Origin of the sequence: Pseudomonas syringae group sp. 247E2, from assembly GCF_032587795.1 — a bacterium.
GTDB lineage: Bacteria > Pseudomonadota > Gammaproteobacteria > Pseudomonadales > Pseudomonadaceae > Aquipseudomonas > Aquipseudomonas amygdali.
The window spans coordinates 1-15,179 of sequence record NZ_JAWHPK010000006.1; the positions used below are offsets into that span (position 1 = coordinate 1).

Below are 15,179 nucleotides of genomic sequence, written 5' to 3' on the forward strand. Positions count from 1 at the left end.
GTGCGTGACGCTCTGCGTCACAGATCTACGCCGCACCATCACATTCAAGACCGGACGCAGAGCGTCCAGAATGGCATGCGACGCGGAGCGTCTCACGATGATCAAGACATGCCTAAGCAGAGCATCTGCACGGTAGTTGAGATTATCGTTCCGCACGCTCCTGCGTGGGAATGCCGTGCGTGACGCTCTGCGTCACAGATCTACGCCGCACCATCGCACTCAAGACCGGACGCAGAGCGTCCAGAACGGCATGCGACGCGGAGCGTCGCACGATAATCAAGACATGCCTAAGCAGAGCATCGCACGGTAGTTGGGATTATCGTTCCGCACGCTCCAGCGTGGGAATGCCGTGCGTGACGCTCTGCGTCACAGATCTACGCCGCACCATCACATTCAAGATCGGACGCAGAGCGTCCAGAACGGCATGCGAGGCGGAGCGCACGATAATCAAGTGGAGCGTCGGCCTGCCTCAGTCAACCGTCACGCCCAGTTCGGTCAGGCGTTTGAGCAGCGCATCTTCGTCCAGTACGGTCAGCCCCAGCTCGTTGGCCTTGGTCAGTTTCGAGCCTGCACCGGGGCCTGCAACCACGGTGTGGGTCTTGGCCGAGACCGAGCCGGAGACTTTGGCACCAAGGCTTTCGAGTTTTTCCTTGGCGACGTCGCGACTCATGCGTTCCAGCGACCCCGTCAGTACCCAGGTCTGCCCGGCCAGCGGCAAGCCTTCGACGGTTTTTTTCTCGCTGCGCCAGTGCATGCCGAAGTCTTTGAGCTGGGCTTCTATGGCGCGTGCACGCTCGGCATGTGCGCTGTCGTCGAAGAAATCACGGACTGATTTGGCCTGCTTCTCCGGCAGCGTCTGGCGCATGTCCAGCCAATCGGCGCTGATGATGGCCTCCAGCGTGCCGAACCTGTCAGCCAGTTTCTGTGCAGCGCCCGGCCCTACCGACGGGATATGTAGTTTGTCGATCAGCCCTTCGAGCGTAGTGCTGGCCGCAAACTCGGCACCCAACTCGCCCTGGTCCTGCAATTGCAGTCCACATTCGCCCAACAGCGCATCAATGACGTTACGGTTGTGCTCGTCTTCGAAGAAGCTGTGAATTTCGTAGGCGACTTCCAGACCGACATCCGGCAGGTACGTCAGGACTTCCGGCAATGCCTGTTTGACTCGGTCCAGGGACGCCAGCGAACGCGCCAGCACCTTGGCCGTCTCTTCTCCCACATCAGGAATACCCAAGGCATAGATAAAGCGCGCCAGGGTCGGCTGTCGGCTGTCGGCAATCGCCTTGAGCAGCTTGTTGCTGGAAATTTCGGCAAAGCCTTCCAGGTCGATGATTTGTTCGTATTTCAACTTGTACAGGTCGGCGGGCGAGCCAATGAGTTTTTCATCGACCAGTTGCTCGATGGTCTTGTCGCCAAGCCCTTCGATGTCCATCGCACGACGTGACACATAGTGGATGATCGCCTGCTTGAGTTGCGCACCGCAGGCCAGACGCCCGACGCAGCGATACACCGCACCTTCGGTGACGGTTTCCTTGCCCTTGCTGCGTTTGATCAACTGCGTGCGCTCGACATGCGAGCCGCACACCGGGCAGGTCTGTGGAACCTGCACCGCCCTGGCATTCTCGGGGCGGCGCTCGGCAACTACCTGCACCACCTGCGGAATCACGTCACCGGCACGACGGATGATCACCGTGTCGCCAATCATCAAGCCGAGCCGCGCCACTTCATCCATGTTGTGCAGCGTGGCGTTGGCGACCATGACACCAGCCACCTTGACCGGCTTGAGGCGCGCGACCGGCGTTACCGCACCGGTACGGCCTACCTGGAACTCGACATCCAGCAACTCGGTCAGCTCTTCCATGGCCGGGAATTTATGGGCGATCGCCCAGCGTGGCTCGCGGGCGCGAAAGCCCAGTTCGCGCTGCGCAGCCAGGTTGTTGACCTTGAACACCACACCATCGATCTCGTAGCTCAGCGTCAGGCGCCGCTCACCGATATCGCGGTAATAGTCCAGACAGTCCTCGACGCCATTCGCCAGCTTCAGCTCGTGACTGACCGGCATGCCCCATTTTTTCAACGTTTCAAGCACACCGATGTGAGTGTCGGCGATTTCCGCCGAAGTCTGCCCCAGGCCATAGCAGCAGAATTCCAGCGGACGATTGGCAGTGATTTTCGAGTCCAGCTGGCGCAGGCTGCCCGCCGCCGCATTGCGCGGGTTGGCGAAGGTTTTGCCGCCGATTTCCAGCTGGCTGGCGTTGAGCCGCTCGAAACCTGCCTTGGACATGAACACTTCGCCGCGCACTTCCAGCACATCCGGCCAGCCCTTGCCTTTCAGCTTGAGCGGGATGTTGCGCACGGTGCGCACATTGACGCTGATGTCCTCGCCGGTGGTCCCGTCCCCACGCGTTGCACCGCGCACCAACGCACCATCGCGATACAGCAGGCTGACCGCCAGACCGTCCAGCTTGGGCTCGCAGCTGTACTGCACCTTGCTGCCCGCACCAAACAGGTCCCCGGCAGGCAAATCCAGCCCTTCGGTTACCCGCCGGTCAAACTCGAGCATGTCGCTTTCTTCGAAAGCGTTACCCAGGCTGAGCATCGGCATTTCGTGTCGCACCTGGGTGAACGCCGACAAAGCGGCACTGCCGACCCGTTGCGTCGGCGAATCCGGCGTGACCAGATGCGGGTTTTCTGCCTCGAGGGCCTTGAGTTCGTGAAACAGGCGGTCGTACTCGACATCCGGGATGCTGGGCTCATCCAGCACGTGATAGCGGTAGTTGTGCTCATCCAGCTCTGCACGCAGTTCCAAGATTCGGGTTTCGACGGCCTTCATACGGTGTTCTCTCAAAAAGCAAAAGAGCAGCCGAGGCTGCTCAATCTGTTGGCTCTGATCTGTTCAAGCCCAGGTCCCGAAAAGGCCTGCCGGAGCATGCTCATGATCGGGACGTGGACAAGGATTCGCTTAACCGCGACGCTGAGTCAGCGCACGGCGCTCGAATTCAACAATGCGCTGACGGTAATGCTCGATGGTTTGCGCGGTCATGACGCTGCGCTGGTCATCTTTCAGTTCGCCATCCAGTTCATGGGCCAGCTTGCGGGCTGCGGCAACCATGACGTCGAAGGCCTGCTTGGGATGACGCGGGCCTGGCAAACCAAGGAAGAAGCTCACGGCACGGGTGCTGAAATGGTCGATATCGTCCAGATCGAACACGCCGGGCTTGACCGCATTGGCCATCGAGAACAGCACCTCGCCGTTACCTGCCATGCTTTCGTGACGGTGGAAAATATCCATCTCGCCAAAACGCAGGCCGCTTTCCAGGATGTTCTGCAGCAACGCAGGCCCCTTGAAGCCACCTTCACTGCGCGAAATAACGCTGATGACCAGCACTTCCTCAACCGGAGGCAGGTCCTTGTCCTCAGTGATGCGCTGGGCAGGCTTGTCGTCCGGGAAGTCATCGTCACGCCCGGTGAACAGGCTCGGGCCGTCCAGATCCAGATTCAGGTCACCCTGCTGCGGTTCATCCTTGCGCTTCTTGTCGCTGTTGCCACGTTTGTCACTGTTGCTGCGCTTGCCTTCACGCGGGCTGGCGCTCATCGACGGCAAATCATGCTCATCAAGTTGCGGCTCCTTGTGGGTGTCCAGCACACGGGGCGGCCCGAGCACTTCGGCCGACGTGGTTTCCTCCTCATCCGGAAGATTGGAGAAGCTTCGATCCAGCCTGAATTTCAACTTACCTTTGCTGCCGCGCATACGGCGCCAGCCATCAAAAAGAATACCGGCAATGACTATTATGCCGATGACGATCAGCCACTCGCGCAGACCGATTTCCATGTAATCCAGTGCCTCTAATGAAGAAATCTGAAAATAAGGGCCTAAACCCCTTTAATACGTGGTGCCAAGTCTATGTTCTGACTGGCAATTTGCCCACGCGAAAATAAAAAGTGGTCACTAAACTAGCACGACCAAAGGCAACTTTACACCGTCTGTTACGTCTCTTCGCCGCCCAAAGTGCCATCTATCACACAACCGTCACATTTTCAGGCGCTTACGCAGCCATTTCGCCGCTGAATCAGGCCCGAACTCAGGCGTCCACCAGCGCCATCGCTTGCTCTACATCCACCGCTACCAGCCGCGAACAGCCTGGTTCATGCATCGTCACACCCATCAATTGGTCAGCCATTTCCATGGCGATCTTGTTGTGGGTGATGTAGATGAACTGAACAGTTTGTGACATTTCTTTCACTAACCGCGCATAGCGACCCACGTTGGCGTCATCCAGCGGCGCATCCACCTCATCAAGCATGCAAAACGGCGCAGGATTGAGTTTGAAAATGGCAAAAACCAGCGCCAGTGCAGTCAAGGCTTTTTCCCCACCCGACAGCAGATGAATGGTGCTGTTCTTCTTGCCGGGAGGGCGCGCCATGATTGTCACCCCTGTATCGAGTAAATCTTCGCCCGTCAGTTCCAAATAAGCGGAGCCACCACCGAAAACTTTTGGGAAAAGTGCCTGAATTCCGCTATTTATCTGATCGAAGGTATCTTTGAAGCGGTTTCGGGTTTCTTTATCGATCTTGCGGATGACGTTTTCCAGCGTGTCGAGTGCTTCCACCAGATCAGCATCCTGCGCATCCAGATAACGCTTGCGTTCGGATTGCTGCTGGTACTCGTCAATGGCGGCGAGGTTGATCGCCCCCAGACGCTGGATACGCCCGGCAATGCTCTCCAGTTGCTGCTCGGCGGCCTGCTCGCTGGCATCAGGGGTCAACGTGGCGAGCACGCCGTGCAGGTCGTAGCCGTCCTCGTGCAATTGGTCCTGCAACGCCGTGCGGCGCACCGTCAGCGATTGCCATTCCAGACGTTGCTGCTCAAGCTGACCGCGCAGCAGTTGCGACTGCTGTTCGGCTTGGGTCCGGCGCTTTTCGGCTTCACGCAATTCGCGGTCAGCGTCTTCGAGGGCGTTCTTGGCGATGCGCATTTCATCATCGACCACCATGCGCCGCTCCAGCAGCTCTTCAAGCTTGAGGCGCAGCTCTTCAAGCGGTGCCTCGCCCTCCTCCAGATTCAGACTCAGTTGCTCGCGTTTTTCGGTCAGCCTTTCGGACTGCATGCGCAGGCGCTCCAGCGCCTGACGCGTCGAATCGTACTGCGCCTTGAGCGAGCCCAGACGCACCGCCAGTTGATGACTGTGATCCTTGTGCTGCCGCGCATCCTGACGTATCCGGTCCAGACGCTCACGCAGCGCATCACGCTGCGCCTGAAGCACTTCGCGCTGTTCGGTATCCTGCGCCATGCTGTCCAGTGCATCCTGCAATTGCAGGCGCGATTCGCCGAGGTGCTCGTGCTCGACAGCGCGTTGCTCGCCCAGCTCGGCCAGCTCTTCGTCCAGACGAGTACGACGCAGAGTCAACTGCTCGACCTTGACCCTGACCGCCGACAGTTGCGCCTTCAACTCGCTTTGCTGACGGGTTTCGTCCTGCACGCGGCGGCGCAGTTGCTCGCGGGCTTCTTCCTGCTGCGATTGTTGCTCGCGCAGCACCAGCAATTGCTCTTCAAGCGTAGCCAGCGTCGCTTCGCGCTCATCACGCTCCAGGCCCAGCCTTTGTAACTCCTGCCCCCGCGCCAGCACGCCACTCTGCGCCTCGCTGGCACGTCGCACACGTAAAAAGTGCCGCCCGACCCAATAGCCGTCACGGCTGATCAGGCTTTGTCCGGCGCTGAGTTGCGCACGTCGCGCCAGCGCTTCGTCCAGATCCTCGACCGGAATCACCTGGCCCAGCCAGGCGGACAGATCAACCGTACTGTCCACTTTCTCCAGCAGGCTGCCAGGCACCCGCACTGTATCGGCACCGGCGCTGAGCAAGCGCAGATCGCCCTGCTGGAAGTTCGCCAGATCAAGCGCGTCGAAGTCATCCACCAGCACAGCCTGCAAATCCGCGCCGAGCACGGTCTCCACGGCCAGCTCCCAGCCTGCTTCAACGCTCAGCCCTTCGGCCAGACGCGGGCGCTCGGCCAGTTGCTGATCGCGCAGCCATTCGGCGGTGCCGGTGTCCGGGTCAAGTGCCGCCTGTTGCAGCGCTTCCAGGGAAGCCAAACGCCCGTTGAGACGTTGCAGCTCGCCCTGCGCCTGCTGTTGCGCCTGACTGGCCTGCTGCAAAGCTTCACGCAGTTGCTCAAGACGCTCGACCGCCTGCTCTTCGCCTGCGTGCAGCTCTTCAAGGGTCATGTCACGGGTGGCGAGGTCTTCGCTCAATTCCAGAATGGCCGCATCTTCAGGATCGGCGGCCAGCAACTGACGCTCTTCGGCCAGACGCCGCTGGCGTTCGGCCAGGCGTTCGATGCTTTGTTCAAGTTGCTGAATGCGCGACTGCTGGACCTGCGCCTGGCGCTGTGGCTCGGCGGATTGCTGATTGAAGACGTCCCACTTCTCCTGCCAGCCCTGCATGGCCGCTTCGGCGTCTTCCAGGGCAATGGCCGACTCTTCGGCGGCCGCGCTGGTCATTTCCTGCTCGGGCTCAAGCATCTCCAGCTCTTCGCCCAGGGTGGCAAGCAAGGTGGTGTCGTGGCCGAGATGGGATTCGGTTTCCTGGCGGGCGCGCTCTGCTTCGCGCAGGTCGTCCTGCAATTGACGCAGCCGCTGCTGACCGTGCTGGATGCTCTGCTCGACGCGGGCGATGTCGCCACCGACCGAATAAAAACGGCCCTGCACCAGGTTGAAGCGTTCGGACAGATCATGATGGCCGTCGCGCAGCCTTTCGATGCTGGCATCGGCGCTGCGCTGATCAGCCACCAGCGCTTCAAAACCGATCTCCTGATTGCCGATCACTGCCTCGCGCTGCCCCACCAGATCATTCAGCGCCTGCCAGCGCAGGGCCGAAAGTTGCGCCTTCAACTGGCGTTCTTCGGCCTTGTATTCCTGATACTTCTCGGCGGCCTGGGCCTGCCGGTGCAGACGCTCCAACTGACGCTCGAGTTCTTCCCGAAGGTCAGTCAGGCGCGCCAGGTTCTCGTGGGTGCGGCGAATACGGTTTTCGGTTTCCCGACGGCGCTCCTTGTATTTGGAGATCCCGGCGGCTTCTTCGATAAAGTTGCGCAGGTCTTCCGGCTTGGCTTCGATCAGCTTGGAGATCATGCCCTGCTCGATGATCGAATAGCTGCGCGGCCCCAGGCCGGTGCCAAGGAAGATGTCGGTAATGTCGCGACGGCGGCATTTGGTGCCGTTGAGGTAGTAGCTGTTCTGGCTGTCGCGCGTCACTTTGCGGCGAATGGATATTTCCGCATAAGCGGCGTACTCGCCAACCAGGGTGCCGTCGGAGTTATCGAACACCAGCTCGATGCTGGCCTGGCTGACCGGTTTACGGCTGGTGGAGCCGTTGAAGATGACGTCGGTCATCGACTCGCCGCGCAGGTTCTTGGCCGAGCTTTCGCCCATGACCCAGCGCACGGCGTCGATGATGTTGGATTTGCCACAGCCATTGGGACCGACAACGGCCGCCATGTTACTGGGGAAGTTCACCGTGGTGGGATCGACGAACGACTTGAACCCTGCCAGCTTGATGCACTTCAGGCGCATGGCGTCAGTCCGCTGCCAGGGCGGCCAGCACCAGCTGGCAGCTGCGCTGACAGTAGGCGATCAGCACAGCACGAATTTTCGGCAGATCCCGCGCGATCACCGCGCCAAGCAACTCGTCGAACAGCGCCAGGTAGTCGCCCATATCGGCCTTGCGTTGCTCGATCGCGAGGAAATAGCTGCGGCTCATGGACGGCTGCAGGTTCTCGACCGTTTCTTCGAGGTACGGGTTGCTGGCGAACGGATAGGCAGCGCGCATGACATTGAAGCTCTCTTCGACAAATGCCTTGACGTCCTGCTGCTCGAAGCTGACCTGCAGACGCTGCTGTATCTGCACGAACGGCGCAAGATCATCCTCGGTGCGCCAGCGCTCGACCACTGCATTGGCCAGCAGAATGTACAGCTCGCTCATCAGGCCACACAGGCTGGTCACGTTATGCGCGTTGAGCACAGTGACCTGTGCCCCCCGACGCGGCAGGATCACCACCAAATGGCGGCGCTCCAGAATCAATAATGCTTCGCGCACAGAACCACGGCTGACGTTCAACGCCTGCGTGACTTTCTGTTCCTGAATACGCTCTCCAGGCTTGAGCTCACCGCGAATGATCCGCTCGGCAAGATGATGAGCAATTTGCTCAGCGAGGCTGTCCGGGGCCTTGAACGTCATGACTATCCTTCAAAAAAACCAGTTCTGCATGCAAGCCGCGAAGTGTAGCGCAACCGGTACGGATGGCGCAGGGCCATAGACGCGGAAACTGGCACGAAATACGCAAAACCTTGAATACAACCCAATGGGCGACTCAAGAACCAGTGTGCCTCTGATCGGCAGATTGCTGAAAAACTCAATTTCCTGACTCTTAAGTCAGAAACAAATTGACCCAATAAGCAGAGCTGATAGATTCATCGACATGTCTGATGACAATAAATGTGAGGGCTTTGCGCCGTGATTCAGTTCCTTTTGAACCAAGAGCTAAAAACCGAGCGCAGCCTGAATCCGAACATGACCGTGCTGACCTACCTGCGTGAGCAGGCACACAAGCCCGGTACCAAGGAAGGTTGTGCCAGCGGAGACTGCGGTGCCTGCACCGTCGTGGTTGGCGAGTTGCACAGTGACGCCGATGGCAAGCAAACGTTGCGTTATCGCAGCCTCAATTCGTGCCTGACGTTCATGGCGTCGCTGCACGGCAAGCAATTGATCAGCGTCGAAGACCTCAAGCACCAGGGTCAGTTGCACAGCGTGCAACAGGCCATGGTCGAGTGTCACGGCTCGCAATGCGGCTTCTGTACCCCAGGCTTTGTGATGTCGCTGTTTGCCCTGCAAAAGAACAGCACCGACGCCAACGCGCATCAGGCTCACGAAGCGTTGGCAGGCAATTTGTGCCGCTGCACCGGTTATCGCCCTATTCTGGCCGCCGCCGAGCAGTCTTGCAGCCAGCGCCAGCCGGACCAGTTCGATCAGCGCCAGGCTGAGACGGTCGAGCGCCTGCGGGCAATCACCCCGGCCCAGACCGAAGCACTGAGCGACGGCGAAAAAAACTGCTTCATTCCGCTGACCGTGGCAGACCTGGCCGACCTTTATGGCAGCCATCCGCAGGCCCGTCTGCTGGCGGGCGGCACTGATCTGGCGCTGGAAGTCACCCAATTTCACAAACAATTGCCGGTGATGATTTACGTCGGACACATCGACGAGATGAAGGGCGTGAAGCGTTTCAACGACCGTCTGGAGATCGGCGCGGCCACTCCGCTGACCGATTGTTATGCAGCACTAAAGGCCGAATACCCGGACTTTGGCGAGTTACTACAACGCTTCGCCTCGTTGCAGATCCGCAATCAGGGCACGCTGGGTGGCAATATCGGCAATGCCTCGCCGATTGGCGACTCCCCGCCCCTGCTGATCGCCCTTGGCGCGCAGATCGTGCTGCGCAAAGGCAACGGCCAACGCACGCTGGCGCTGGAGGATTACTTCATCGACTACAAGGTCACGGCTCGCCAGGAGAGTGAGTTCATCGAAAAGATCATCGTGCCGACCGCCAATCCACTGCAGACCTTTCGTGCCTATAAAGTTTCAAAACGCCTGGATGACGACATTTCGGCGGTCTGTGCGGCATTCCGCCTGACCATAGAAGACGGCGTGATCCGCGAGGCACGTGTGGCGTATGGCGGCATGGCGGCGATTCCGAAGCGCGCAGCGGCCTGCGAGCGAGCCCTGGTCGGTCAGCCCTGGAGCAATGAAACCGTTGAGCAGGCCTGCGCCGCACTGAGCGAAGATTTCACGCCGCTTTCGGACTTCCGTGCCAGCAAGGAATATCGCCTGTTGAGCGCGCAGAACCTGCTGCGCAAGTATTTCATCGAAGTGCAGACGCCTGCCGTCGCAACGCGGGTGACTGACTATGTCTGAGCATTCTCCATCCATTACCCAGGCCGAAATGCTCGCCGTGTTTCAGCAGGGCTTGAGCACTGGCGTCGGTCGCAGCGTCAAGCATGACAGCGCCGACAAACATGTGTCCGGCGAAGCGGTGTATATCGATGATCGCCTGGAGTTTCCCAATCAGTTGCATGTCTATGCACGTCTTTCCGACCGTGCCCACGCGCGAATCATCAGCATCGACACCTCGCCCTGCTACGCCTTCGACGGCGTACGCATTGCGATTACTCATCGGGATATTCCGGGGCTGAAGGACATCGGGCCGTTGCTGCCCGGCGATCCGTTGCTGGCCATCGACATGGTGGAGTTTGTCGGTCAACCGGTGCTTGCCGTTGCTGCTCGCGATCTGGACATTGCCCGGCAGGCGGCAATGGCGGCGATTATCGAATATGAGGACCTGGAGCCGGTGCTGGATGTGGTTCAGGCGCTGCGTCAGAAACACTTTGTGCTCGACAGCCACACGCACAAACGTGGCGATTCGGCCGCAGCGCTGGCAGGCGCAACCCACCGTTTGCAGGGCAACCTGCACATCGGCGGTCAGGAACATTTTTACCTGGAAACCCAGATATCCTCGGTGATGCCGACCGAAGACGGCGGCATGATTGTCTATTGCTCGACCCAGAACCCCACGGAAATCCAGAAGCTGGTGGCCGAGGTGCTGGGCGTGCCGATGAACCGCATCGTGGTCGACATGAGGCGCATGGGCGGTGGCTTTGGCGGCAAGGAAACCCAGGCGGCGAGCCCGGCCTGCCTGTGCGCCGTGATTGCCCGACTGACCGGCCAGCCCACCAAGATGCGCCTGCAACGCTTTGAAGACATGCAGATGACCGGCAAGCGCCACCCGTTCTACATCGAGTACGACGTGGGCTTCGACGACGAGGGTCGTTTGCAGGGTATAGAGCTGGATCTGGCAGGCAACTGCGGCTACTCGCCGGACCTGTCTGCGTCGATTGTCGACCGCGCCATGTTTCACGCCGACAACGCCTACTATCTGGGCGAAGCCACGGTCAACGGCCATCGCTGCAAGACTCACACTGCGTCCAACACGGCCTACCGTGGCTTTGGCGGCCCGCAAGGCATGGTCGCCATCGAAGAGGTCATGGACTGCATCGCGCGCTTCCTCGGCAAGGACCCGCTGGCGGTGCGCAAGGCCAACTATTACGGCAAGACCGAGCGTAACGTCACGCACTATTACCAGACGGTCGAGCACAACCTGCTGGAAGAGATGACCGCCGACCTCGAACAGAGCAGCCAGTATGCCGAGCGCCGCGAAGCCATTCGCACGTTCAATGCCGGAAGCCCGATCCTGAAAAAAGGGCTGGCGCTGACGCCGGTCAAATTCGGCATTTCCTTTACCGCCAGCTTCCTCAATCAGGCAGGCGCGCTGATTCACATCTACACCGACGGCAGCATCCACCTGAACCATGGCGGCACCGAGATGGGCCAGGGTTTGAACACCAAAGTCACGCAGGTCGTGGCTGAAGTGTTTCAGGTGGACATTGACCGCATTCAGATCACCGCCACCAACACCGACAAGGTGCCGAACACCTCGCCCACCGCCGCCTCAAGCGGCACCGACCTGAACGGCAAGGCCGCGCAGAATGCCGCTGAAACCCTCAAGCAGCGGCTGGTGGAGTTCGCAGCCCGGCACTATCAGGTGGCAGAAACAGAAGTCGAGTTTCGCAACGGGCATGTGCGGATCGGCGATATTTTCCTGCCCTTCGCCGAGCTGGCGCAGTTGGCATGGATGGGCCAGGTTTCGTTGTCCAGCACCGGCTATTACAAGACGCCGAAGATTTTCTATGACCGCAGCCAGGCGCGTGGCCGACCGTTCTATTACTACGCGTTTGGTGCGGCCTGCGTCGAGGTCATCGTCGACACGCTGACAGGCGAGTACAAGATGTTGCGCACCGACATTCTGCACGACGTCGGTGCCTCTCTGAACCCGGCCATCGATATCGGCCAGGTCGAAGGCGGCTACATTCAAGGCGCAGGCTGGCTGACCACCGAGGAACTGGTGTGGAACGACAAGGGCAAGCTGATGACCAGCGGCCCGGCGTCCTACAAGATCCCTGCGGTGGCGGACATGCCGCTTGATCTGCGCATCAAGCTGGTGGAGAACCGCAAGAACCCGGAAGACACCGTATTCCACTCCAAGGCAGTGGGCGAGCCACCGTTCATGCTCGGCATCGCGGCCTGGTGCGCAATCAAGGACGCTGTGGCGAGCCTGGGTGATTATCGCCATCAACCGGACATTGACGCGCCTGCAACTCCGGAAAAAGTGTTGTGGGGCTGTGAGCAGATGCGCCAGAAAAGCGCTGCGCGTCGCGCATCCGGCGAAGGTGCCGAGCCGATTGTTTCCGCCCCTTCGCGGGCAAGTGAAGCTTCGCCAGGCTCGCCTTCACCTATTCAGGATGCCCCCGTGGGAGCGAGCTTGCTCGAGAAGGCGCCTGGCCTGGATCACTCTGTCCTGGAGCAGAAATGAACAACTGGATCAGCGCCCTGGCCGAGCTACAGGCCCGTGGAGAACCCGGCATTCTGGTGACCATCATCGAGGAGCTGGGCTCGACGCCACGCAACGCCGGCTCGAAGATGGTGGTCTGTGCCGAGCATATCCACGACACCATCGGCGGCGGGCACCTGGAATACAAGGCCATGCAAATCGCCCGCGTGATGCTGGCCAGTGGCACCCGGCAGACGCGTCTGGAACGTTTCAACCTCGGCGCAAGCCTCGGTCAGTGCTGTGGCGGCGTCAATGTGCTGCTGTTCGAACCAATGGGCGAACCGGTCGCACAAATCGCCGTGTTTGGTGCCGGTCATGTTGGCCGTGCGCTGGTGCCACTGCTGGCCAGCCTGCCCTGCCGGGTGCGCTGGATCGATGCACGTGAGAACGAATTCCCCGAGCCGATGCCCGAGGGCGTGTTGAAGATCGTCAGTGAAGAGCCGGTCGACGAGGTCGCGCAGTTGCCAGTCGGCACTTACTGCATTGTCATGACCCACAACCATCAACTGGACCTTGAGCTGACTGCTGCAATCCTCAAGCGCGGCGACTTTGCTTACTTCGGGCTGATCGGCTCGAAAACCAAGCGCGTCAAGTTCGAACATCGCTTGCGGGAACGCGGTTTCGACGCCAGCCTGCTGCAACGCATGCGTTGCCCGATGGGCCTGGCGGAAGTCAAAGGCAAGCTGCCTATCGAGATCGCGGTGTCCATCGCCGCCGAAATAATCGCCACCTACAACGCAAGCTTTGGCCAGCACAGTGCCAATGCCGAACCAATCGCCAGACTGCTGCCCGCATCACGCCGCAGTCAGTCGCAATGAGTCACAACGAGAGTGCCATGAGTTCAGTTTCCCGCCGTAAAGCCTACCGCGCCGCCATCCTTCACAGCATTGCCGACCCCGCGGAGGTGGCAGTAGAGGCGTCTTATGAGTATTTTGCCGATGGCCTGTTGCAGGTCGAAAACGGCAAAATCATTTCAGTGGGCCCTGCTGCCGATTTGCTCGATAGCCTCGACAGCGATGTCGAGCTTATCGAATACCCGGACGCACTGATCACTCCGGGCTTCATCGACACCCATATCCACTTGCCGCAAACCGGCATGATCGGCGCGTACGGCGAGCAACTACTGGACTGGCTCAACACCTACACTTTCCCCTGCGAAAGCCAGTTCGCCGACCCCGAGCATTCAGCGCAAGTGGCGGACATCTTTATCAAGGAACTGCTGCGCAACGGTACGACCACAGCGCTGGTGTTCGGCAGCGTGCATGAAGAATCGGTCGAGGCGTTTTTCAGTGCGGCTCAGGCACTTGATCTGCGCATGATCGCCGGCAAGGTGATGATGGACCGCAATGCGCCGGATTATCTGGTTGATACGCCAGAATCCGGGTATGCCGACAGCAAGGCGCTGATCGAGCGCTGGCATGGTAAAGGGCGTTTGAGCTACGCAGTGACCCCGCGATTCGCGCCGACCAGCAGCCCGGAGCAATTGAGCCTGGCTGGGCAGTTGCTTACCGAGCATCCCGGCCTGTACATGCAGACCCACATCAGCGAAAACCTTCAGGAGATCGAGTGGGTCAAGGCGCTGTTCCCCGAGCGCAAGCATTACCTGGATGTATACGATCACTTCAACCTGCTCGGCGAGCGCTCGGTGTTCGCCCATGGCGTGCACTTGTGCGACGAACAGTGCGCACGACTGGCGCAGACCGGTTCGGCGATTGCCTTCTGCCCGACCTCCAACCTGTTTCTGGGCAGCGGCCTGTTCAACCTGCCGATGGTCGAAAAGCACAAGGTGAATGTCGGCCTGGGCACCGACGTGGGCGGCGGCACCAGTTTTTCGATTCTGCAAACCCTGAACGAAGCTTACAAGGTCATGCAAATGCAGGGCGCACGGCTCAATCCGTTCAAGTCGCTCTATCTGGCGACATTGGGCGGCGCACGCGCATTGCGACTGGAAGACAAGGTCGGCAGCCTGAAACCCGGTAACGAAGCCGACTTTCTGGTGCTGGACTACAACGCCACCCCGCTGCTGTCATACCGGTTGAAACAGGCTAAAGACATCGAAGAGATTCTGTTTGTGCTGATGACGATTGGTGATGACCGGACGGTGAAGCAGACTTGGTCGGGTGGGCGGTTGGTGCATGACAGGGGCTAAATCGTCCCTCACGCTCACGCAGGCTCTGCGTCGTCAAGAGGACGCGGAGCGTCCAGAACGGCATGCGACGCGGAGCGTCGCACGATAGTCAAAGCTTCAGCACGGAGTTGAGATTATCGTTCCCTACGCTCCGCGTGGGAATGCAGGTCTCGACGCTCTGCGTCGTCAAGAGGACGCAGAGCGTCCGGAACGGCATGCGACGCGGAGCGTCGCACGATAGTCAAAGCTTCAGCACGGAGTTGAGATTATCGTTCCCTACGCTCCGCGTGGGAATGCAGGTCTCGACGATCTGCGTCGCACGATGGTCAAAGCTTCAGCACGAAGTTGAGGTTATCGTTCCCTACGCTCCGCGTGGGAATGCGGGTCTCGACGCTCTGCGTCGCAAGAGGACGCTCTGCGTCCGGACCGGCATGCGACGCGCAGCGTCGCACGATGGTCAAAGCTTCAGCACGAAGTTGAGGTTATCGTTCCCTACGCTCCGCGTGGGAATGCAGGTCTCGACGCTCTGCGTCGTCAAGAGGACGCAGAGCGTCC

At 59.9% G+C, this 15,179-nt stretch carries 8 protein-coding genes; 4 read left to right on the plus strand and 4 right to left on the minus strand.

What is annotated here, in order from left to right; translation table 11 throughout:
- Positions 1 to 469: 469 nt before the first annotated feature.
- The 4 genes from ligA to RYC18_RS07095 form a co-directional block, all read right to left on the minus strand.
- Entirely contained in the window at positions 470 to 2,833 is a 2,364-nt protein-coding gene (gene ligA, locus RYC18_RS07080; RefSeq protein ID WP_005744324.1) for an NAD-dependent DNA ligase LigA, read from the minus strand.
- 129 nt (positions 2,834 to 2,962) lie between these two features.
- On the minus strand, positions 2,963 to 3,832 hold the full coding sequence (gene zipA / locus RYC18_RS07085; protein ID WP_004665852.1) for a cell division protein ZipA: 870 nt from the start codon (positions 3,830 to 3,832) through the stop codon (positions 2,963 to 2,965).
- A 250-nt stretch (positions 3,833 to 4,082) separates the two neighbouring features.
- The gene (gene smc, locus RYC18_RS07090; RefSeq protein ID WP_005783108.1) at positions 4,083 to 7,571 is read right to left on the minus strand and encodes a chromosome segregation protein SMC; all 3,489 of its coding nucleotides are present in this window, start codon (positions 7,569 to 7,571) and stop codon (positions 4,083 to 4,085) included.
- A 4-nt stretch (positions 7,572 to 7,575) separates the two neighbouring features.
- The gene (locus RYC18_RS07095) at positions 7,576 to 8,235 is read right to left on the minus strand and encodes a GntR family transcriptional regulator (RefSeq protein WP_005744320.1); all 660 of its coding nucleotides are present in this window, start codon (positions 8,233 to 8,235) and stop codon (positions 7,576 to 7,578) included.
- A 276-nt stretch (positions 8,236 to 8,511) separates the two neighbouring features.
- Here RYC18_RS07095 and xdhA point away from each other — a divergent pair, with 276 nt between their 5' ends.
- From xdhA to guaD, 4 genes are read left to right on the plus strand one after another with little or no spacing between them, the layout of a single operon-like run.
- The gene (xdhA, locus tag RYC18_RS07100) at positions 8,512 to 9,966 is read left to right on the plus strand and encodes a xanthine dehydrogenase small subunit (protein WP_316884658.1); all 1,455 of its coding nucleotides are present in this window, start codon (positions 8,512 to 8,514) and stop codon (positions 9,964 to 9,966) included.
- A complete protein-coding gene (gene xdhB / locus RYC18_RS07105) occupies positions 9,959 to 12,478 on the plus strand; it encodes a xanthine dehydrogenase molybdopterin binding subunit (RefSeq protein WP_316884659.1) in 2,520 nt (839 codons plus the stop codon). The genes xdhA and xdhB overlap by 8 nt, the downstream gene beginning before the upstream one ends.
- Positions 12,475 to 13,314 (plus strand): xanthine dehydrogenase accessory protein XdhC, encoded by an 840-nt coding sequence (gene xdhC / locus RYC18_RS07110; RefSeq protein WP_316884660.1) that lies wholly within the window; start codon positions 12,475 to 12,477, stop codon positions 13,312 to 13,314. Before xdhB ends, xdhC begins: the two co-directional genes overlap by 4 nt.
- Before the next feature lie 17 nt (positions 13,315 to 13,331).
- Positions 13,332 to 14,645: a guanine deaminase gene (gene guaD, locus RYC18_RS07115; RefSeq protein WP_316884661.1), complete on the plus strand. Its 1,314-nt coding sequence runs from the start codon at positions 13,332 to 13,334 to the stop codon at positions 14,643 to 14,645.
- Positions 14,646 to 15,179: the final 534 nt, after the last annotated feature.